18 protein-coding genes are annotated in these 21,364 nt (G+C 42.2%); 11 read left to right on the top strand and 7 right to left on the bottom strand.

The annotated features are described in order from the left end of the window. Positions 1-467 (top strand): DUF4424 family protein (locus SE27_RS14510; RefSeq protein WP_455549987.1); only part of this gene is annotated, 467 nt, incomplete at its 5' end. A 58-nt stretch (positions 468-525) separates the two neighbouring features. On the opposite strand, the gene SE27_RS10455 is transcribed toward SE27_RS14510, so the two are convergent. From SE27_RS10455 to radA, 3 genes are all read right to left on the bottom strand, one after another. Next, positions 526-1,041, bottom strand: a complete 516-nt coding sequence (locus SE27_RS10455; protein WP_039623173.1) for a tetratricopeptide repeat protein — start codon at positions 1,039-1,041, stop codon at positions 526-528. Between the two features lie 199 nt (positions 1,042-1,240). Beyond that, on the bottom strand, positions 1,241-2,203 hold the full coding sequence (locus SE27_RS10450; RefSeq protein ID WP_039623172.1) for a Tim44 domain-containing protein: 963 nt from the start codon (positions 2,201-2,203) through the stop codon (positions 1,241-1,243). A 111-nt stretch (positions 2,204-2,314) separates the two neighbouring features. After that, positions 2,315-3,706, bottom strand: coding sequence for a DNA repair protein RadA (radA, locus tag SE27_RS10445; protein WP_039623169.1), 1,392 nt, complete (start codon positions 3,704-3,706; stop codon positions 2,315-2,317). Between the two features lie 282 nt (positions 3,707-3,988). Here radA and SE27_RS10440 point away from each other — a divergent pair, with 282 nt between their 5' ends. The 10 genes from SE27_RS10440 (at position 3,989) to SE27_RS10395 (ending at position 16,471) form a co-directional block, all read left to right on the top strand. Then, complete coding sequence (locus SE27_RS10440) at positions 3,989-5,392, top strand: amino acid permease (RefSeq protein WP_039623167.1); 1,404 nt, start codon at positions 3,989-3,991, stop codon at positions 5,390-5,392. Positions 5,393-5,524: 132 nt separating this feature from the next. Beyond that, complete coding sequence (gene lptM, locus SE27_RS10435) at positions 5,525-5,752, top strand: LPS translocon maturation chaperone LptM (protein WP_039623165.1); 228 nt, start codon at positions 5,525-5,527, stop codon at positions 5,750-5,752. Positions 5,753-5,776: 24 nt separating this feature from the next. Continuing rightward, complete coding sequence (lysA, locus tag SE27_RS10430) at positions 5,777-7,021, top strand: diaminopimelate decarboxylase (RefSeq protein WP_039623160.1); 1,245 nt, start codon at positions 5,777-5,779, stop codon at positions 7,019-7,021. 13 nt (positions 7,022-7,034) lie between these two features. Then, positions 7,035-7,880 (top strand): diaminopimelate epimerase, encoded by an 846-nt coding sequence (gene dapF / locus SE27_RS10425; RefSeq protein ID WP_039623152.1) that lies wholly within the window; start codon positions 7,035-7,037, stop codon positions 7,878-7,880. A gap of 331 nt (positions 7,881-8,211) precedes the next feature. After that, entirely contained in the window at positions 8,212-9,111 is a 900-nt protein-coding gene (locus SE27_RS10420) for a tyrosine recombinase XerC (RefSeq protein WP_052251756.1), read from the top strand. Between the two features lie 150 nt (positions 9,112-9,261). Next, positions 9,262-9,639 carry a hypothetical protein gene (locus tag SE27_RS10415; RefSeq protein WP_148308934.1) on the top strand — a complete coding sequence of 126 codons (378 nt, stop codon included), beginning with the start codon at positions 9,262-9,264 and terminating at the stop codon, positions 9,637-9,639. A gap of 674 nt (positions 9,640-10,313) precedes the next feature. Then, the gene (locus SE27_RS10410) at positions 10,314-11,063 is read left to right on the top strand and encodes an electron transfer flavoprotein subunit beta/FixA family protein (protein WP_039623145.1); all 750 of its coding nucleotides are present in this window, start codon (positions 10,314-10,316) and stop codon (positions 11,061-11,063) included. A gap of 17 nt (positions 11,064-11,080) precedes the next feature. After that, on the top strand, positions 11,081-12,013 hold the full coding sequence (locus SE27_RS10405; protein WP_039623143.1) for an FAD-binding protein: 933 nt from the start codon (positions 11,081-11,083) through the stop codon (positions 12,011-12,013). Positions 12,014-12,952: 939 nt separating this feature from the next. After that, entirely contained in the window at positions 12,953-15,955 is a 3,003-nt protein-coding gene (gene gyrA, locus SE27_RS10400; protein ID WP_039623141.1) for a DNA gyrase subunit A, read from the top strand. A gap of 84 nt (positions 15,956-16,039) precedes the next feature. Further along, positions 16,040-16,471 (top strand): hypothetical protein, encoded by a 432-nt coding sequence (locus SE27_RS10395; RefSeq protein ID WP_039623983.1) that lies wholly within the window; start codon positions 16,040-16,042, stop codon positions 16,469-16,471. A 47-nt stretch (positions 16,472-16,518) separates the two neighbouring features. Here the strand turns inward: SE27_RS10395 and SE27_RS10390 are convergent, their stop codons facing one another. Genes SE27_RS10390 through SE27_RS10375 form a run of 4 tightly spaced genes read right to left on the bottom strand, consistent with a single transcriptional unit; the run spans position 16,519 to position 21,361 of the window. Beyond that, the gene (locus SE27_RS10390) at positions 16,519-17,640 is read right to left on the bottom strand and encodes an ABC transporter permease (RefSeq protein ID WP_039623139.1); all 1,122 of its coding nucleotides are present in this window, start codon (positions 17,638-17,640) and stop codon (positions 16,519-16,521) included. Then, the gene (locus tag SE27_RS10385) at positions 17,637-18,767 is read right to left on the bottom strand and encodes an ABC transporter permease (protein ID WP_039623136.1); all 1,131 of its coding nucleotides are present in this window, start codon (positions 18,765-18,767) and stop codon (positions 17,637-17,639) included. Before SE27_RS10385 ends, SE27_RS10390 begins: the two co-directional genes overlap by 4 nt. Beyond that, a complete protein-coding gene (locus SE27_RS10380; protein WP_039623134.1) occupies positions 18,767-19,930 on the bottom strand; it encodes an HlyD family secretion protein in 1,164 nt (387 codons plus the stop codon). Before SE27_RS10380 ends, SE27_RS10385 begins: the two co-directional genes overlap by 1 nt. 18 nt (positions 19,931-19,948) lie before the next feature. Next, positions 19,949-21,361, bottom strand: a complete 1,413-nt coding sequence (locus SE27_RS10375; protein WP_052251755.1) for a TolC family protein — start codon at positions 21,359-21,361, stop codon at positions 19,949-19,951. Positions 21,362-21,364: the final 3 nt, after the last annotated feature.

The raw sequence follows: 21,364 nt of genomic DNA, 5'->3' as shown, positions 1-21,364 counted from the left end.
TAAAAAAGTGTCCACGTCCTGCTTTGCAAAAAGTGCTAGCGCGTCATCAAGATGAACCGATTCGTTGGTGGTCTCAGGTGATTTATAGTTGGCCACAAACCTTTAAGGCCAATGCTGTGACAAAAGTACAGCATCAATATGTGCCATTGGTGGGTGGTTCAGTGGCGTTGTATGCACCAGAAGATAGCAAAACTTACTGTATGGATCAGAACTTTCAAGCAGGATTAAAACAGGCTAAATCGCAAAATGCAGCTTATTCTGCTTTGGGCTATATTCTCACTACAGGTGCAAATTGGGCGAAACCGATTCAAAATTTTAAATTAACCATAGAGCGCGACAGCAATGAACTGGTGTCTTTTTGTTGGTTAGGTCGCGTTAAAAAAATCAGTGCCACACAGTTTCAAATGATTGAAAAGAACTTTATTCCACAACAGGATTTAGACATTATTTTTGTGCAGAAGTTTTAACGAATGATTTACATCAAAGATTAAGAAAAAAGCCCATCAAATGATGGGCTTTAGTTGATTATTCAGCTTCAGTCGCATCTGCTTTGTCATTCCAGAAATCCGCTTTTTCTACATCGACATCAATTCCCATACCGTGTTCATAGATACAGGCTAAATCACGCATGGCTTGTACTTCGCCTAGTTCGGCAGCTTGTTGAACCAATTCAACCGATTTTACGAGGTCTTTTTTAACCACATCACCACGACGGTAAAAATTAGACAACTCTAACAGTGCAGCAGGATGGTTGTGCTTACTTGCTTGTTCCAACCAACGGTAAGCATGCTTAAAATAAATTTTTGACTCTTTAGGGTCTTCTTCTAACATATCTTTGGCATAGAAGGCATAACCTTCACCCAGCCAGTACATGGCTTCCACATGACCCAATTGTGCTGCTTTTAGCGCCCATTCCTCTGCAAGCTCAATATATTGCTCCTCATCACTGCTCATATAAATTTCAGCAAGTTCAAATTGAGCATTGGCATTGCCAGCTGTAGCACGGTTAAGCAGTTCGGTTGAAATAGAGAGATCAGACATCAAAAAATCCAAAGTACAGAATCGCTATAGCCTAAATGTTTAGCGTGAAAAAGCCAATCGGAAGATCAGCTTTTCAAAAGATGATGGTTTAACTCAAGGGACGAGAGCAATCCAGCCCAATAAATTAGAAGGATCAGCTGAAAAGTAGAGCGCCATAAAAAACAGCGACCGAAGCCGCTGTTTTATGAGCTTAAAAAGCTTAAGCTTCTTGTTGAATACCGGCTACGAGCCATTCTTGGTTAGAGCCTGCGGGTTTGGTAAAATGCCAAACTTCAGCAAATGCTTGCGCTGGGCTGTTTAAATCTTCACTGACTGTACCGGTGAAACGCACACTCACCACATATTGACCATTCTCATTGGCCGAGTTGGTGACCATGGCATTGAGATTGGAGAATTCAGCAACATCTTGGTCTTGGTTGGCCATAATGTCACTATGCATGGACTGATAAAGCTCAGGCGTTAAATAACGTTGAATTTCATTGATATTGCTGGCGGTATTCATCGACTGAATATGGTTAAAACGCTGACGAGCCACACGTAAAAATGCCGCAGGTTCACTACCATCAGGCAATTGGTTGCCATTACTGGTCGATGCACTACCAAACGGTGCTTGAGGTGCAGCACCTGCCGTACCACCGACAGATTGACCAAAAATATTGCTGTTGTCATTGCTGGTACGCGGTGCGGCAGTTGGTTGACCAAACGGTGCAGTATTTCCAGCATTGTTCGGTGCATACGGATTATTCGCGGCTAATTTTTTTTTTGCTCCGAATTTACGGAATAAGAAGAACGCGCCTGCGGCTATGAGTAAAATCCAAATCCAATTCGGAATACCGCCTTTTTCTTCTTGCTGTTGTTCAGTGGCCTGTGCATTGCTTGCAGGCGTGTTGTCGTCAGCTAAAGCATTGGCTGCGACAGCACCAATTGCAGCACCGGCGACACCGGCAGCAACCATACCGCCTACGCCTGGACCTTTTCGTGCAGGTGCAGTATTGGGCTGAGCGGGGGCAGCTTGACGTGGTTGAGACGATTGGCTTGGCGCAGCAGAGCGGCTCATGCCATGGCTTTTACCACCACCGGCACGTTTTGCCTCAGCCATCGGTGCAACCACCAAACTTGCCATTAAAAGAGCTGCCATCAAACCACGCTGTCGAACTTTCATCGATTTTTCCTAAATAAAAATTAAATTATAGCCCGATAGTTATGGCGCTATTTATCGTGAATTTCAATATCAAATTGGTATTATTTTACTTAATTTCGCTTATATCGGCTTTTAGCTTAATTCTTCACTCAAATTCATGGCTTCAGCCAGTGCTTCATGTAGTCGCGCCACTGAAATAATCTGCACATTCGGAATCGGTTTTTGCGGCGCATTGCCGCGCGGTAAAATAATGTATTTAAAACCATGTTTAATGGCTTCTTTTAAACGCTCTTGACCATTGGGTACAGGGCGAATTTCCCCCGAAAGTCCAACTTCACCAAATACCGCCAATTGTTGCGGCAGCGCTTTACCACGTAGACTTGAGGCACAGGCCAATAAAACCGCAAGATCCGAGCCGGTTTCGGTAATTTTTAATCCGCCCACCACGTTGACATAGACATCTTGGCCTGAGGTTTGTACGCCGCCATGACGGTGCATCACGGCAAGTAGCATATTCAGGCGGTTTTGATCCAGACCCAAGGCCACACGGCGCGGTTGTACATGTGCATCGTCTACCAAGGCTTGTACTTCCACCAACAGGGGGCGCGTACCTTCACGGCTAATCATCACAATTGAACCCGGAATGGCTTCATCATAGCGACTTAAAAAAATAGCCGAGGGATTGGAGACTTCGCGTAAGCCTTTTTCAGTCATGGCAAACACGCCCAGTTCATTGACTGCGCCAAAACGGTTTTTCACTGCACGAATCATGCGATAGCGTGAGTCCGATTGACCTTCAAAATACAATACGCAATCGACCATGTGTTCTAAAACACGCGGTCCAGCCAAAGCACCTTCTTTGGTCACATGGCCCACCAAAAAGAGCGCCGTACCACTATTTTTAGCAAAACGCGTTAATAAGGCCGCAGATTCCCGAATTTGCGAGACGCCACCCGGTGCAGATTGCAAGGTTTCGGTATACAGCGTTTGAATGGAATCTAAAATGGCCACCGCCGGACGTTGTTGCGCTAAAACCTCACAAATACGTTCCACGCAAGTTTCAGCCATGACTTTAAGATGATCTGTGGGTAATTCTAAGCGATGAGCACGTAATGCCACTTGGGAAAGCGATTCTTCACCGGTCACATAGAGTGCCGCACTTTTTTTTGTGGCCATATAGCACGCAGTTTGCAGCAAAATAGTCGATTTACCAATGCCCGGATCACCACCAATCAACACCACCGAACCGGTCACTAAGCCGCCGCCTAAAACGCGGTCGAATTCACTGATACCAGTGACCAAACGTGTTTCATTGGACACGGAAATTTGATTAAGCGTGGTAATGGTGGCCGCTTGACCAGCATAGCCACCACTCATTTTCGGTTGCGCGCGATGAGTTACGGTAGGTTCAACACGTACTTCAGTCAGACTGTTCCATTCGCCGCAATCTGTACATTGACCGGCCCATTTTGGATGATCGGTTCCACATTGTTCGCAGCGGTAAACAGTTTTAACTTTGCTCATTGCAGTGTTATCTATATATTGAAAAGCTGGATAAAGAATGTAGCAATAGCTGTGCTGAAATACAATTTTTTGTAGGTGGATCGGGTGTGCTTGAAGCAATCTCGATCAATCAGGTGTCATCAAGATAGGGAAGCAATGAGACAAAATGGACTAAAGGTGGATGAAAAAACAGCAAAAGCACGGATTGCTTTAAAAAAAATCCAAGAATAGCTTAAAAAATTTATTTATTTATTTGAATTTAAGCTACTTTTATTACATGAAATTTGAGAGACGAAAATAACAATGTCAAATGAAAACTACGGTTCATCCGCAACAGAGGGTGAACTTCAGAGAAGCTTGTCTAATCGGCATTTACAACTGATTGCCATTGGCGGCGCCATTGGTACAGGTTTGTTTATGGGTTCGGGTAAAACCATTAGCTTGGCTGGGCCTTCAATTCTGATCATTTATATGATTATTGGCTTCATGGTTTTCTTGGTCATGCGTGCATTAGGAGAGTTGTTGCTGTCCAACTTACAGTACAAATCTTTTATTGATTTCTGTACTGACTTAATTGGCCCGTGGGCAGGTTATTTTGTCGGTTGGACCTATTGGTTATGTTGGATTAGTATCGGAATAGCCGACTTATCCGCGATTATTTATTATCTGCAATTCTTTAACGGAGGGCTGCCGTTTACACCCGGTGAAGGGGTAATGATCAGTAGCGCCGCGATTGTGTTTATTATTGGTCTAAATCTGGTCACGGTAAAATTATTTGGTGAGCTGGAATTTTGGTTTGCCTTAATTAAGATTATTGCCATTGTGGTGTTAATTGCGGTCGGTTTGTGGATGATTTTTACCGACTTTACCTCAACCGCAGGAGAAGTGGCGTCCTTTACGCATCTGTGGTCGCATGGCGGTATTTTCCCTACTGGTGCAACAGGCTTTTTAGCCGGTTTCCAAATTGCTATTTTTGCCTTTGTTGGGGTGGAATTGGTCGGCACAACAGCGGCAGAAACCAAAGATCCAGAGCGTAACTTACCTAAAGCGGTTAATTCAATTCCGATTCGAATCATTATTTTCTATGTGCTGTCGCTGGTGATTGTGATGTCGGTCACGCCGTGGAATAAAATTGATCCCAGTATTAGTCCATTTGTGAATTTGTTTAGTCAAGCCGGTATTGCTGCCGCAGCCATCATTATGAACTTGGTGGTGTTGTCATCGGTTATGTCCTCGATGAACAGTGGTGTGTTTTCTACCAGTCGAATGTTGTTTGGTTTGTCACGTGAAGAGCAAGGCCCAAAAGCTTTTGGTCGTTTAAATAAACGTGCTGTGCCTGCCAATGCGCTATATTTCTCTGCGATATGTTTATTGTTGGGTGCCGGTTTACAGTACTTTGTACCGAACGCCATTCAAGCCTTTACCTTGGCCACCACACTTTCAACCATCTTGTTTATTTGTGTTTGGTTGATGATTATGTGGAGCTATATCGTATATTACAAAACCCGTCCAGAATTACATGCAAAGTCGACCTTTAAATTACCCGGTGGCTTGATTTCTTGTTGGGTGGTGATCATCTTCTTTATCAGCATCATTTATGTGTTGTCTTTAGAAGCCGACACCATGCGCGCCTTAATGGTCAGTCCAATCTGGCTGGTGATCTTGATTATTGGTTATTACGGTTTTTATAAACCGAAACATAAATAAAGCGTTATGAATGCAAAACGCCAGTTTCTGACTGGCGTTTTTTTTTAACTCAGGATAATCTCTAGCGTTTAGCGCTTTGGTCACAGTGGTGATCGGGTTATACTTGTTTAAAAACAGAGGATAGGCGCTCAGATGCGTATAGTCATGTGCTACATCAGTATATTGATCACCAGTTTTAGCTTGGTGGGTTGTGGTCAATCGGGTGCGCTTCAATTGGCCAGCGACCAAAATTATGACAAACGTGCAAAATATTTGTTATATGACAATGATGCTCCCAAGCCAGCGCAACAACAATCAGCACCGGTTACTGCCGATTTCGCTGCACCCAATATTGAGTCTAATCCGCCTTCAACCCCTTAACGCTTTGATCAAAAGGATACATTCATGAGTTTTACTCGCATTCATGGGGTTCTGCATGCAGAGCAATGTTCACTGCAACAGCTCGCGCAGCAATTTGGCACACCACTGTATGTCTATTCAAAAGCCACCTTGGAAAAACACTATTTGGATATGGATCGTGCCTTTGGCTTTATTGACCATCAAATTTGTTTTGCGGTGAAGTCGAACTCCAATCTTGCGGTCTTGAATGTACTTTCAAAACTGGGTGCCGGTTTTGATATCGTGACGGGTGGTGAGTTAGCTCGTGTACTTAAAGCTGGCGGTGATCCTGCTAAAATTGTGTTCTCTGGTTTAGGTAAATCAGAAGCGGATATTCAAAAAGCATTGCAAGTGGGTATTGCCTGTTTTAATGTTGAATCCTATGCTGAGCTAGATCGTATTCAAAAAGTGGCCGCACAATTGGGGCAAAAAGCCCCGATTTCTTTACGCGTTAATCCCGATGTCGATGCCAAAACTCATCCGTATATTTCGACCGGTCTAAAAGAAAATAAATTTGGCATTCCCTCCGATTCTGTTTTTGAAACCTATCAATATGCCGCATCGCTGCCTAATTTAGACCTCATCGGGATTGATTGTCACATTGGTTCACAACTCACTGAAACTCAGCCTTTTGTTGATGCACTCGATCGGGTGATTGAGATGATCAGCACGCTCAAAGCATTGGGAATTCAGCTTAAACATATCGATATTGGCGGTGGTTTAGGCGTGACGTATAAAGATGAAGTGCCGCCGACAGTGACGGAATATGCCAATGCACTCAAACCCGCTTTAGAAAAACTCGGTTTAAAAGTTTATATGGAACCGGGGCGCAGTATCTCCGCCAATGCGGGCGTGTTGCTGACCAAAGTGGACCTATTGAAACCCACCAATCATCGTAATTTTGCCATTGTCGATGCCGCCATGAATGACCTGATTCGTCCGGCTTTATATGAAGCATGGATGGATATTCAGCCCGTCACTCCGCATAGCGATGTTGAAACGCAAGAGTGGGATATTGTCGGTGCAATTTGTGAAACCGGTGATTTTCTTGGTAAAGCGCGTGCATTGGCGGTGCAGGAAAATGATGTGCTGGCAGTATTGGGCGCAGGTGCTTATGGTTTTGTCATGAGTTCAAATTACAACAGCCGTGGTCGTGCAGCTGAAGTGATGGTGGATGGCAATCAAGCGTATTTAATCCGTGAACGTGAAAGCATCGAATCATTGTGGGATAAAGAGCACATGTTGCCTTAAGGAGCAATTCAAGATGTTTTTAGAATTTACCAAAATGCATGGTCTGGGCAATGACTTTATGGTGGTTGATCTGATCAGCCAACGCGCTTATTTGGAAACCAACACCATTCAGCGTTTAGCCGATCGTCATTTTGGGATTGGTTTTGATCAGCTATTAATTGTTGAGCCACCAGATTTACCCAATGTCGATTTTAAATATCGTATTTTTAATGCCGACGGTTCAGAGGTGGAGCAATGTGGTAATGGCGTGCGTTGTTTTACCCGCTTTGTCCATGAGCGTAAACTGACCAGTAAAACCAAGATTAAAGTGCAAACCAAAGCTGGTATTGTCGAGCCGGAACTGGGGCAAAATGGTTGGGTGCGCGTTAATATGGGCTATCCAAAATTCCTGCCACAGCATATTCCTTTTCTGGCAGATGAGCCGGAAAATCTCTACAGCTTGGCTTTGGCCAATAACGAAAGCCTAACCATTGATGTGGTTAATATGGGCAATCCGCATGCAGTGACTGTGGTGCAGGATGTGTTAACTGCGGATGTTGCTGGTTTAGGACGTCAAATAGAATCACATGAGCGTTTTCCACAACGCGTAAATGCCGGTTTTATGCAAATTATGGATGATACACATGCACGCTTACGGGTATTTGAGCGTGGGGTGGGTGAGACATTGGCCTGTGGTACAGGCGCTTGTGCAGCCGCTATTTCTGGCATGCGCCGTGGCTTATTGGGTAATTCAGTAGAGATTGAATTGGCCGGTGGCAAGCTACAAATAGAATGGCGTGAAGGTGATGTGGTCTGGATGACGGGGCCAACGGCCAATGTCTATGAAGGGCGCATTGATTTAAGCCATTACCAACAATAACCGCCTTTGCATAATCTAAAGCACTGTCGGTTGATGGTGCTTTTTTATGCCGCTAGGATCAATAATATTAAAGCTTTAGCGCCACGCCATCATTTGGCCAATTGCAGTACAGGTTTATTATGACTCAGCCATTCAAATGGTCGGTTGATTTTGAAATGATTCAACCGCAGCGGCTGTAAAAAAATAGTCTGTTATACTGCATGTTCGCTTTCATTTAAGCGCTGTTAAGCGTGACTTTGCGCGTAATGAGTAGATAAAAACTATTTTCGATAATGAGAAAAATGTGACTGAATCGAATAACCCGCTACGTTCGGCCACTGATTTATTAAGCATGTGGCTCACTGCAAGAGAAATTCAAAATCAATCTAAACATACGCTACAAGCCTATGAACGTGATGTCTCCGATTTCTTAAGTTTTTGTGAAATTAAAGAACTGCACTTATCCAATGTAGAAGCCGCAGACTTACGTGAATATTTGGCGCAAAAAGTTGAACGTCAGCAACTTAGCTCGAGTAGCTTACAACGTTTATTGTCCTCCATTCGGCAATTTATGAAATGGGCCGAGCAAGGACATTATTTGGCTTTTAATCCAGCCGATGATTTTCAGTTAAAACGCATTCCACGGCCGTTGCCGGGCATGATTGATATTGAAACCATTCATCAAATTTTAGATCAGCCGGCACCTGAAAAACCCCTGGAACAGCAAATGTGGCTGCGTGATAAAGCAATTTTAGAGTTGCTCTATTCTAGCGGTTTGCGTTTAGCAGAAGTGCAAGGTTTGCGCATTAAGGATCTTGATTTTAAAAGACAATTATTACGCATTACCGGTAAAGGTAACAAAACGCGTGTTGTGCCTTTTGGCTCTAAAGCCAAAGATGCGGTCATGCAGTGGTTACAGATTTATCCTTTATGGCATGGTGATTTTGTACCGCATGCGCCTTTGTTGATTACGCAAACCGGTCATCCACTTGGGGTGCGACAAATTGAAAATCGCGTTAAATTTCAGGCACAGCGTTCAGGTGTGAATGTGGATTTACATCCACATTTATTACGCCATTGTTTCGCCAGTCATATGCTATCGAACAGTGGTGATTTGCGTGCGGTACAAGAAATGTTGGGGCATAGCAGTCTAAGTACCACACAAATTTATACCCATATTGATTTTGATCATTTGGCTCAAGTTTACGATCAGGCACATCCACGTGCGCAATCAAAAAAAGCAGAAGGTTAGACTTATTTAATGCAGTCTTTAAAACTATTGTCGGATAATAAAAAAGGCATTTATAGGGTATAACATGCAGCTGCAATCGAGTAAGTAGGCCTACAAGGTATGCAATTATCTGTGATTGGGCTTGAGACGTAAAAACTTTGGATGATGAAAATGCTCAGTGAAACTAAAATTTTGGCTGTTCAAGAAAAGTATCAAGGCTTAAGCGCCAAGCAAAAAGAAATTTTTGTCGGCTATGGCTTAAGACAAGTAAAGCATTTCGTGGAAATCAATTTACCCAGAATTGAAGCGGCCTTACCTGAAAATAGTTACGTACAAGGCATAAATGCGGACGGTAAGTTGCAAGCATTTAATGCTGAACTCAACAAAAGCTATATTTGGATTTCGGATTTGCAGTGGCAGGAACGTCCGGTAGCTAAAATGAATATTGATTTAAAAGAAGATTTTTTAGAGATTTGGCAGATCTTTGATTTGCAAGACTATGCATTAATTGATTTAAGTCATATTCATCGTGATTTATTAGAGCAATAATCAATTTAATCGTCATGTACTGAGCTTTTGAGTATTAAAAAACCATTGAATATTTTATGCGTGGTGGCTTTATTAGCACAGCAAGTGGAACGTCAGCGATTAGCTTGAATCTATTTTTCAGGCTGCATTTGCTATAGATTAAACAACCTACGCCAATAGACAAGTCAGTGCTTTTTAAAGACTGAGTCGATCTATTGAGTGGCAATAATGCAATCCATTTAAAGTGCAATTTAAAAATAGATATCAATAGATTCATATCTTTGAATTAAATAGGCTGTTTTCTGCGCAGAATAGACCCATTATTTTGCCCAAGCTGTCTTAAATGACAAACCCCATGTTCTCTCTTTGTGCAAAAAGCGTAAGTGCTTTAACGACAAGTTACAGCGGTGATAAAACTTTAATTAGAAAAAATGATAAGTAGCATTAGATAAAAATATAACAAAATCAATGCTTAAAAAGTAGTCTAAATAAGAATAAACGGCTGTAAACAACAATCCTTAAAAAAACATGAACGCTTAGTTCAAGTAATTTTAGTCATTTTTAGCCCTGTTTTGATAATTGTGACTTGACCGAAATGCCATCGCCATTGCAAGATAGGGCACCTAAAAATTTTAAGTGAAGAGTTATTGTAACTTTTCTCAACATTTACTTTTGCTGAAACAGCCGAGGATTACATGAAGGCTCTTGTTGCTGTAAAACGTGTGGTTGATGCCAACGTCAAAGTTCGCGTAAAACCAGACAATAGTGGGGTAGACCTTACTAACGTTAAAATGTCGATCAATCCATTCTGTGAAATCGCAGTAGAAGAAGCTGTTCGCTTAAAAGAAAAAGGCACAGTTTCAGAAATTATTGTGGTTTCTATTGGCCCTAAAGAAGCGCAAGAACAGATTCGTTCTTCTATGGCGTTGGGTGCTGATCGCGGTATCTTGGTTGAAACAACTGATGATATTGGTGCACTTGAAGTGGCCAAAATCTTAAAAGGTATCGTCGAACAAGAAAAACCAGAACTGATCCTTCTGGGCAAACAAGCCATTGATGACGACTCAAATCAAGTCGGTCAAATGCTGGGTGCTTTATTGGGTGCAGGTCAAGGTACATTTGCATCTGTAGTTAATGTTGCTGGTGATAAAGTGCAAGTAACGCGTGAAGTCGACGGTGGTTTACAAACTGTTGAACTGACTCTTCCTGCAATCATTACCACTGACTTACGTTTGAATGAGCCACGTTATGCGGCACTGCCAAACATTATGAAAGCACGTAAAAAACCGCTTGAAGTTAAATCTCCTACAGATTATGGCGTTTCAGCGAGCACCAAGCTTAAAACAGTTAAAGTTGAACCACCAGCAGAACGTAAAGCTGGCGTACAAGTGAAATCTGTAGACGAGCTTGTCGAGAAACTTAAAAACGAAGCGAAAGTGATCTAATACAAAAGGATAAAATCATGAGTATTTTAGTTATCGCTGAGCACGACAATAAAGCACTAAACGGTGCAACTTTAAACGTTGTTGCTGCAGCTCAAAAAATCGGTGCTGATATCACTGTATTGGTTGCAGGTTCTGGCGCTCAAGCAGTGGCGGATCAGGCCGCGAAAGTTGCCGGTGTAAGCAAAGTATTACTTGCAGACAATGCAGTTTATGCCAATCAATTGGCTGAAAACGTTGCAGCGTTAGTGGCAGACTTGGGTAAAAATTATTCACATATTTTTGCTGCGTCTACCACGTCAGGTAAAAACGTTTTACCACGTGCAGCTGCACTGTTAGATGTCAGCATGATTTCTGACATTATTGCCATTGAAAGCCCAACAACTTTCAAACGCCCAATCTATGCGGGTAACGCGATTGCAACTGTAGAATCGACTGAATCTGTGGTTCTTGCAACTGTACGTGGCACAGCATTTGATCCTGTGGCAACTGAAGGTGGTTCTGCATCGGTTGAAGCGATTGGCGATGTTGAAGATGCAGGCGTTTCTAAGTTTATTTCTGAAGAAATCGTTAAATCTGAACGTCCTGAATTAACAGCTGCACGTATTGTAGTGTCTGGTGGTCGTGGTGTCGGTTCAGGTGAGAACTATCACACTGTACTTGATCCATTGGCAGACAAGCTAGGTGCAGCACAAGGTGCTTCACGTGCTGCGGTAGATGCAGGCTTTGTACCGAATGATATGCAAGTGGGTCAAACAGGTAAAATTGTTGCACCTGATTTGTATATCGCTGTGGGTATTTCAGGTGCGATTCAGCATTTGGCCGGCATGAAAGATTCTAAAGTGATCGTTGCGATCAACAAAGATGAAGAAGCGCCAATCAATGCGGTTGCTGACTACTGGTTAGTGGGCGACTTAAATACAGTTATTCCAGAATTGGTATCTAAAATCTAATTCTGCATGATGCTGTCAAAGATGCTCCTAGAAAATTCTAGGGGCATTTTTTGTTTTAAAAATACGGCTTAAGAAATTCTTTTAATATATTGTTGGTTAGTAAATTTAAGCCAATAGATGAATCTTAATTTTATACACAAAGACATGTAACTCTATTATTTAAGGGCAGTTTTTAATTCATGTAAAAATAAAAAATACTTTTTGAGATTTAGGTTTTTGATTTTAAAACGTAATCATTTTGAATGAGCACTCGCTGGAGCAAAGAGTGTTTGCCAGCTCATCCAAAGAGCGATTTTAGCGCCACTTCTATCGTTTTAATTGATGCCGTGATTGGGATGGTGTTTTCTGCACATTTATCCGAACACGCAGTACGCGTAAGTTTAAAACGGTCGTTTGACCGCTTTGCGCGATTGTACTGATTTGGGTCGCTTCGATTATTTCAGATGATATTGTGCACAGTTATTTTTTGCGCACAGTTTCTTACATGATCTGGCACAGAAGAATTTAATAGAGCAACGCTATGCGTTTCTGCTGATTATCGGTTTATTGCGTATTTTATCTGATGGAAAAGGATAAGCAGACTCTTGAAGTATCCTCAACACTTTTTTATCCTAATGTTTGTCAGTATGTATACAGATCAAACCTTCATTTGATCTGTCAAGCACCAACCTGTAATTTTGAAGGTTGCATTATCGGAATGATGAGTTTTAGCTTAAAAATCACAGAAAAAACGTTAAATAAGATGGCCTGAAAAATAGCCGTTAAACTTAAGGGAATTAACCCGATTAAGCAGGAGTATAACCAACAAAAATAACAGAATTTATGCTATAATTTCGGGCTGTATTTAGACTTTAACCCAGCTTCTTCTGAGTTAATTTTTTGCTAGACTGATTATATAAAACGAGCAGTTTCAAATGCTGTTTGTAATAAGGAGTATGCATGAGCGTATCGGAAATCCGCCCGATTGCCATTGAGGATGAACTCAAAAGCTCATATCTCGACTATGCCATGAGCGTAATTGTTTCTCGTGCATTACCCGACGTGAGAGATGGCTTAAAGCCCGTTCATCGTCGTGTGCTTTTCGCTATGCACGTGTTAGGCAACGACTATAACAAAGCTTACAAAAAATCTGCCCGTGTGGTTGGTGACGTAATCGGTAAATATCACCCACATGGTGACTCTGCTGTTTATGAAACCATTGTTCGTATGGCGCAGGACTTTAGCTTGCGTTATCAACTGGTCGATGGTCAAGGTAACTTTGGTTCGGTCGATGGCGACAGTGCCGCAGCTATGCGTTACACCGAAGTGCGTATGCGTAAGCTGACGCATGAACTGTTGGCTGACTTAGACAAAGACACGGTGGAGTGGGAAGATAACTACGATGGCTCTGAGCGTATTCCTCACGTCATGCCCACACGTATCCCGAACTTACTGATTAATGGTGTGACCGGTATTGCGGTAGGGATGGCGACCAATATGGCGCCGCACAACATTACCGAAGTAGTCAATGCCTGTTTAGCCTATGCCAATGATCCCAATATTAGTATTGAAGGATTAATGGAATATATTAGCGGCCCTGATTTTCCTACAGGCGGCATTATTTACGGTAAATCTGGTATTGTCGATGCCTATCGTACCGGTAAAGGTCGTTTGCATATTCGTGGTAAATACCATTTTGAAGAAGATCCAAAGAATGGTCGTACCACCATCGTCTTTACAGAAATTCCTTATCAGGTCAATAAAGCCCGTACCATTGAGCGTATTGCTGAATTGGTCAAAGAGAAAAAACTAGAAGGGATTTCTGAACTACGTGATGAGTCCGATAAAGATGGTATGCGTATTACCATTGACTTGAAGCGCGGTGAAAATGCGGAAGTGATTGTTAATAATCTGTTCCAAAACACTCAACTTGAAAACTCCTTTAGCATCAATATGGTTTGTCTGGATAATGGCCAGCCTAAATTGATGAATCTAAAAGATATTATTGCGGCCTTTATTCGCCATCGTCAAGAAGTGGTGACGCGTCGTACCATGTTCGAGCTGCGTAAAGCACGTGAACGTGGGCATATCTTAGAGGGTTTGACGGTTGCTTTAGCCAATATTGACAGCATTATTGAAAGCATTAAAACTTCTGCCAATCCAGCACAAGCGCGTGAGCGTTTACAAGCAGGTGAGTGGGCTGCAGGCGGCGTTGTTTCCTTGCTAGAAAAAGCAGGTTCAGTTTCTGTACGTCCGGAAGTGATTGAGGGTGAAGATTTAGCTAAACCTTATGGTTTTGATGGGGGTATTTATCGTCTCTCGCCAACTCAAGTCAGTGCAATTTTAGAATTACGTTTACATCGTTTAACCGGTCTTGAACAAGACAAGTTACATGCTGAATATTCTGATATTTTAAGTCAAATTGCCGGTTTTACCGCAATCTTAAATGATTTTGGTTTATTGATGAACGTGATTCGTGAAGAATTGGCGTTGATTTTGCAGCAATATGGCGATGCACGTAAAACAGAGATTATTGAATCACGTATTGATTTCTCGCGTGAGGATTTAATTCCTGAAGAGCAAATGGTCTTGACCGTATCGCAAACAGGTTATGCCAAAACTCAGCCGTTGTCTGACTACGCTGCACAGCGTCGCGGTGGGCGTGGTAAGTCTGCAACGTCAATGAAAGCAGATGATTATATTCAACATTTAATCGTGACATCTAGTCATGCGACGGTACTTTGCTTTACCAACGTGGGTAAAGTTTATCGTTTGAAAGTCTATGATGTGCCTCAAGCTTCACGTGGTTCTAAAGGCCGTCCAATGGTCAACTTATTACCACTCGATGCCAATGAAACCATCACTGCAATTTTACCGGTCATTGATGCACCGAAGAAATTTAAAGATCGTTTGGTTGATTTCCAAGCCTTTGTGAAAGCCAATACGCTGCAATTACAACAAAATGAAATTGTGAATGCTCATTTTGTTGAACTACAAGCGGCACTGGCTGAGCTTGAGGATGGTGCAGATGACTTGTCTGATGCGCTACGTATTCAATTGAAACAATTGGGTGTCGAGCTGTCTGCTACTGATTTAGACGATGAAATTATCGCTGAATTTGCGCAACAAGTTGAAAATGTGCGTAAAAACTTCTATGTCTTTATGGCAACAGCCGCAGGTACCGTTAAACGTGTTGAACTAGAGCAATTTGGTAATGTACGTTCCAATGGTTTACGAGCCATTGAATTAAACGAAGAAGACACCTTAATTGGGGTGGCCATTACTGACGGCGAACAGCAAATTATGTTGTTCTCAAACGAAGGTAAAGCCATTCGTTTTGCAGAAACAGATGTACGTTCAATGGGTCGTTCTGCCAAAGGTGTACGCGGTATGCGTGTCACCATGGGTGCTGCACAAGTTGAAGATGCAGAAGATACTGATCTTGAATCGGATGATGAAACGGGTTCAGATTCAGTTTTAGTCAGCCGCATTGTGTCGTTGGTGGTGGTACCTGAAACCGGTGAAGTACTGTGTGCTTCTGAATATGGTTACGGTAAACGTACACCAGTGGGCGACTTCCCAACCAAAAAACGCGGTGGTAAAGGCGTTATTGCCATTAAGACCTCTGAGCGTAACGGGGAATTGGTCGGTGCAGTTTCCATTGATGAAAGCAAAGAGCTGATGCTGATTTCTGATGGTGGTACTTTGGTTCGTACGCGTGCCTCAGAAGTGGCTACCACAGGTCGTAATGCACAAGGTGTTCGCTTGATTCGTCTGGGTCAACAAGAAGTGCTGGTGGGTGTGGTTTCAGTTGAAGCGGTTGAAGAAGATGAGTTTGTAGAAGTAATTGAAGGTGAAGAGCCGATGATTGCTGAAGCGTTAATTGATTCAGAAACTTTAATTGATGATGAAACCATTATTGATCAAGTGGAAAATGAATCAGATTTAAATGAATCTGAATAAGATTAGGTTGTTATGACCCTAAAAAAGAGCGCTTAGGCGCTCTTTTTTATCCGTATTGATTCAACCCATAAAGAAGAGAGAATGATGCAAAAAAGATCGCTTGCCTTTGCTGTATGTTTAACCGTTGTGGGTTGCGATAAAATTGGTCGAAATGGCCTAGATTCAATTCCCAATCCAAGCCCAGAGCAGGAACAAGTGGCGCAAATAAGCTATGATCAGCTGCGTAAAGGGGATTTTGAACAGATCAGCACACACTTTGAGCCGACTTTAAAAGCATACTTTATTAAAAATCAGAAACAGATGCTTAAGTTTTCTAAAGCTTTGCCTAAAGAAGATTATCGCTCAAAAAAAATTGTTGCCAAACGCATCGAAAAAGACAGCAGCAAACCCAGCCTATATAAAGTGACCTATGAATATGCCTACGACAATAATCTGGTTCAGTACGATGTGAGCTTTGATAAACCCAATGGCAGTACATTGATTCGTAATTTAGATGTGCAAATTTTTGGAAAATAGCGTTTTAGCAGAGCTTTAGGTGCTAAAGCTGATCAGCAGAATCCTGTTTATTTTTGACGATTTTGCCGCTGCGTTTGAGTTAATCGGAAATAACTCCAAACCAGCAATATCGCGGCAAGCGTGGCCAAGTAAATCATTTTCGGCACCACAATAGCAGTCGGCACACCCATTTGATTGAGTTGAATAAACATTTGAATGCCTTGGGTAGAAGGTAGGGCATTGCCCAACCACTGCATCCATTCCGGCATGGCGGCATGTGGCCAAGCCGCACCGGAGAGTAAAAACAGTGGAATAGAAGTAAAGACAATCAGGTGACCTGCACGTTCTGGCATATCTAAAAATGAGGCCAGCAACATGCTTAGCGCGATCACACAGCTGATAAAAATAGGCACGGCAAGCAACATACCCAAGAAATTTCCACCATGTGGATAATCATTGAGCCAGAAAGTGAAACCAAACATATAAAAACAGCCCAAACAACCGATGGTTAAAAGGGCACTAAATAAAGCCAAAAATTCCATTTTTTTCGGTCGCCAATGATGCACGCGATAACCGGCAATCAGCATACACAAGCCTAAAACAATAGTTTGATGAATAATCAAAGGGGCAACTGCTGGAAAAACATAACTGCCATAACCCGACAGCGGATTAAACAATGGTAGTCGATGAATAGACAGGGCGGGGCTAAAATGGGAAAACTGCCCAAATTTTTCCGCTTGTTCTGTAATCACGTGTTCAATTGATGTGGCTAAACCCAAGCCAATTTGCTTGGTTTTTAAAAAATAAGCCGCACTTAAATATAAGCCAATGCCACCAACTTCACCGCGCCGCACACTATTGGACAAGTTCTCAGGTAACAGTAAAATGCCATCCACTTGCTGATTTTTGACCATCATTTCTGCTTCAGCAAAATTACCCGTGATGGCTTTAATCTGGATACTCGGACTTTTTGCCACTTCCGTAATAATGCTTGAGGTCATAAGGCTTTGTTCTTCATCCACAATCACGATGGGTAAAGATTCGGCATGCTCTGCTTTGTAAGCCGTGGGGTAGAAAAAACTGTATAAAAATACCGATAAAATTAAGGTGGTAAAAATTGAACTGTTGGCGATAATATCCTTAAAAGTTTTAAGGTAGTAGTGTGAAAATTCTTTTAAACGATTTTTCATAGCTGTACTGCCTTTAAATACTTTTTCAGGAACATATAGGCCATCGCAAAATAAAGCAGACAATAAAGTGCCAATATCGCAAGTGGTAACAGCGAAATAGAGATCGAACTGCCCACCACCCATTGTTGTGTTTGTAGTTTGACATAGGGCGTATAGGGAATAATATTGGCCCAAAATTGAGTGAAAAATGGCGCATTATTGAGTGGTAAAGTGACGCCGGCAAAGCTTAAGGAGGAACCGCCATACACCGCAATAAAGCCAAAAGATTTGGCCAAGTCTTGGGTGGCCAATACCACCGCACTGCTGATCAAGGCATAGGCGCTATAAAATAAAACCTGCCCCAAGAGAATAATCCATACATTTCCTGCCACGAACCAGCCACGAACCTCAATTAACCAGAACATCCAAAGCCATGTCCACAGACTAAAAATAACCACATAAACCAAATTTTTAGCGAATAAAGCACTGAAAATACTGCGTTGATTCAACCACTGCGCTGTGGTTTTAAATTTCAATTCTTGTCCGACAGAAAAAGCCACACAGCAACACAATAGCAAGTGCAAAATTGCCGGAATCATAAAAGGTTCTAGGTAAAATTCATAACTTAAACTGGGATTATATAAGGGTGATATTTTCACATTTGGTGTTGGAATATCTATATTGGGTAGGCTGTTTTGTAGGTAATCCTCACCCATAAATGCTGCGATTGCTTGTACCGTACTCAGCGTCATGGCTGATGAAATTGAATTTCCGACACTAAAATAGCTTTGATTAAAGGCAATACTAATTTCTGCATCTTTGGCCTGTACCAAGCGTTGTTCTGCACCGGACGGAATAGAAATATAGCCCCAAATTTTATTTTCATTAATCAGTTGCTCAACATCATCAGGGCTTTGCGAAATAACAGCAATGTCTAGAGTATTGTTAGCGCGGATATATTTCTCAATGCTGCGGCTCAGTTCACTTTGATCTTGATCAATAATAGCAATAGGTAAATGTTCAGGTTTACCTTGATAAAACATACTGCTAAACAGCACAATAATAAATAAAGGCGCCAGCGTGACCAAGCTTAAGTCCCATTTATGGGTCAGTAAATAGCGCAGTTCACGCAGTATGCCGGCCCACATTATTTTTTGCTCTCTTTAATTTTAAACAGTACGCTCATACCGACCTTTAAATCTTTAATTGGTTGTAGCGGCGTTAAGTGGATTTTAAAGCTGCGAATATCATAGCCACCCGTTTGCCGCGTGGTTTTAATGGTGGCAAATTCACCTTCAGCATCAATATTTTTAATTTTAAAATTCGCTGTTTGGTTGAGCGCCGGAATAAAGCCTTCTAAGCTTTCACGTTGATAGACTTGTGCGTATAAATCTTCGCGTACATTCAAGCTGATCCATAAATCATCATCTTCAATAATGCTGATAATCGGTACACCGATGGCCACCAATTCTGAAGTTTTACCATAGGTTTTAGATACGGTGCCATTAATTGGCGAGAGTAATTGGGTTTCTGCTTCTAAAGCATTGGCTTCAGCCACTGCAGCTCTAGCAATTTCAACTTGTGCGTCGGCAGAGGATTTTTGCTCTGGCGTGCTGCCACGTTTAGCACGGGCATATTGTTGATAGGCTGCCTCGGTCAATTGACTGGCCGAGAGTGCAGCAGCCTGCATTTCATCGCGGCGTTGCCGAGAGATCACGCCTTCTTTAAATAAATTTGCTCCGCGCTTATAGGTGGCTTCGGCTAAATTTTGTTGTGCTTTGACACTTTGCCAATTGGCATATAAGGTTTCAATATTTTCTTGCTGTGAGCCGCGATCTGCTGTCGATTTTAGCGCCAAGGTCGACTGTAAAGAAGCCAGTGCTTGCTGTTTTTTCGCGGCAATTTCAGGACTAGATAAGCGCACCAAGATCTGACCTTTGGACACACGTTGGCCATCTTGTACATAAACTTCTTCAATTCGGCTGGGTACTTTGGTGCTGACATGAATGGTTTCGGCTTCTACGCGCCCTTGTAATTCTAGTTCTTTTGGCTGGTAACCTTTCCATAAACCAAATGCGATCAAACCTAAAATCGCCAGTAGCACAATCAAGCCCATGGCTTTTATTGCGGCAGACTTTTTGCTTGATTGCGCCGCAGGTTCAACTGCCGTGTGTTCGATATTTGCTTGAGATGATGAGGCAGGTGTATCTGTAGCGCTCACCGCTTTAGGCGGATGATCGACATCCTCTGGTTTAACTGCTGATGAATCATTGCTTCGCTCTTGATCAGGCTGCTGTGAATCTTGAGTCATGTTTTTCCCCATCAAGAATTAACGAATATAGTTGGTTTGAGATTGATTGACATAACTTTGAAACTGGTCAATTGAACCGTGGCTTTGTAATAAAGTGGCCAATGACAACACATATTTATACGCATTCAGTGCCATCTCTGCTTTTAAGCTGCTGAGCATGTTTTGTGCATCAATCACTTGTGTGGCAGTACCCATATCTTCTTTAAAAGATAAGCTTTGAATGCGTAAATTTTCCTGTGCTGCTTTTAGGTTTTGTTGCAAAAGTTGATGACTTTGCTGCGCGCTGCTGACTTCGCTATAAGAGCTATAAATAATATTTTCAATTTCTTGTTTGGTGCGTTCAGTGATTTGTTCTGAGGCATACCGTTGTAATTCTGCAGCTTGAATATTTTTATTTTTATCGACGCCTGAAAATAGGTTATAACGCGCCACCACACCCACAATCCAGTTTTGTTTGTCATCTAAACTGTATTCACCAAAGGCAAAAAGATTGGGTTTTTTGGCTGCACTTTGCACTTTTATATTGGCATTGGCCAATTGTGTATCCATCTGCATTTTACGAATCAGCGAGGATTGCTCAGCATAGGTTTTCAGTAAGCCATTTAAAGATTGATTCTGTGTCGAGTTGACAAAAAGCGGTGTACTCAGCTCATTAATGTCGTGGCTTTGCAGTAGGTTGTTCAGCTTAAAAAGACTGGATCGCAAACTGCCTTCTGTATTTTGATAAGCACGTTCGGCATTGTTTTTGGCCACTTCAAATTGCATACGCTGACCTTTGCTGATAAAGCCTTGATTCTCAAGTTTCAGTGCATTGCTATAATGGCCTTGCATGGCATTAAAATTTAAACGGCTAGAGGCGTGTAATTGTTTTTGTAATTGCACATTAAAATAAGCTTGAATCAGCTCAAAACGTTGCACATCTTGTTGTTGTTGACTGGTCAACTGACTGCGCTGCGCTTGGATGTTGGCCACTTCTTTGGCGCTGGAGGTTAAGCCACCGGTATAAAGCGGCATCAGTACAGATACTGTAGGGCGAATCACTTGGTCTTCTAAAACCACGTTGGCGGAATCGGGGAATAGACCGACACCGCTGTGAATGGCCTGATTAATAACGGGTTTAAATGAATCTGGAAAACCCGTGGGGAGTCGATCGTTAATCCCTTGCTCAAGAGTTTGTTCGAGATTATTTTTAAAGGAATCCAGTGGAATATCCACTTCACTATGAAAGGCATAGGCACGGACGTTTAAATCGACACGCGGTAAGCCTAAACCCTTAACGGCCTCCGCCTGAAGTTGAGAGGCTTGTTGTAACGCTTGATTGGCTTGTGTGCTGTATGAATCCGTTAAAACAGATTGCTCAGCTTGAGCATAACTTATACTTTGAGCCAATGTTGTGGTGCTATAAAGCGCAGCACTCGACAGTAAGGTCATTTG

The organism is Acinetobacter harbinensis, from assembly GCF_000816495.1.
Classification (GTDB): Bacteria; Pseudomonadota; Gammaproteobacteria; order Pseudomonadales; family Moraxellaceae; genus Acinetobacter; species Acinetobacter harbinensis.
This window is presented reverse-complemented; position numbering and strand designations above follow the sequence as displayed.

Excerpts from the sequence above, each read along its gene's own strand:
- SE27_RS10455 (WP_039623173.1), bottom strand. The coding sequence starts at position 1,041 with ATGTCTGATCTCTCTATTTCAACCGAACTGCTTAACCGTGCTACAGCT.
- SE27_RS10450 (WP_039623172.1), bottom strand. The coding sequence starts at position 2,203 with ATGAAAGTTCGACAGCGTGGTTTGATGGCAGCTCTTTTAATGGCAAGT.
- radA (WP_039623169.1), bottom strand. The coding sequence starts at position 3,706 with ATGAGCAAAGTTAAAACTGTTTACCGCTGCGAACAATGTGGAACCGAT.
- SE27_RS10440 (WP_039623167.1), top strand. The coding sequence starts at position 3,989 with ATGTCAAATGAAAACTACGGTTCATCCGCAACAGAGGGTGAACTTCAG.
- lptM (WP_039623165.1), top strand. The coding sequence starts at position 5,525 with ATGCGTATAGTCATGTGCTACATCAGTATATTGATCACCAGTTTTAGC.
- lysA (WP_039623160.1), top strand. The coding sequence starts at position 5,777 with ATGAGTTTTACTCGCATTCATGGGGTTCTGCATGCAGAGCAATGTTCA.
- dapF (WP_039623152.1), top strand. The coding sequence starts at position 7,035 with ATGTTTTTAGAATTTACCAAAATGCATGGTCTGGGCAATGACTTTATG.
- SE27_RS10420 (WP_052251756.1), top strand. The coding sequence starts at position 8,212 with ATGTGGCTCACTGCAAGAGAAATTCAAAATCAATCTAAACATACGCTA.
- SE27_RS10415 (WP_148308934.1), top strand. The coding sequence starts at position 9,262 with ATGCTCAGTGAAACTAAAATTTTGGCTGTTCAAGAAAAGTATCAAGGC.
- SE27_RS10410 (WP_039623145.1), top strand. The coding sequence starts at position 10,314 with ATGAAGGCTCTTGTTGCTGTAAAACGTGTGGTTGATGCCAACGTCAAA.
- SE27_RS10405 (WP_039623143.1), top strand. The coding sequence starts at position 11,081 with ATGAGTATTTTAGTTATCGCTGAGCACGACAATAAAGCACTAAACGGT.
- gyrA (WP_039623141.1), top strand. The coding sequence starts at position 12,953 with ATGAGCGTATCGGAAATCCGCCCGATTGCCATTGAGGATGAACTCAAA.
- SE27_RS10395 (WP_039623983.1), top strand. The coding sequence starts at position 16,040 with ATGCAAAAAAGATCGCTTGCCTTTGCTGTATGTTTAACCGTTGTGGGT.
- SE27_RS10390 (WP_039623139.1), bottom strand. The coding sequence starts at position 17,640 with ATGAAAAATCGTTTAAAAGAATTTTCACACTACTACCTTAAAACTTTT.
- SE27_RS10385 (WP_039623136.1), bottom strand. The coding sequence starts at position 18,767 with ATGTGGGCCGGCATACTGCGTGAACTGCGCTATTTACTGACCCATAAA.
- SE27_RS10380 (WP_039623134.1), bottom strand. The coding sequence starts at position 19,930 with ATGACTCAAGATTCACAGCAGCCTGATCAAGAGCGAAGCAATGATTCA.
- SE27_RS10375 (WP_052251755.1), bottom strand. The coding sequence starts at position 21,361 with ATGACCTTACTGTCGAGTGCTGCGCTTTATAGCACCACAACATTGGCT.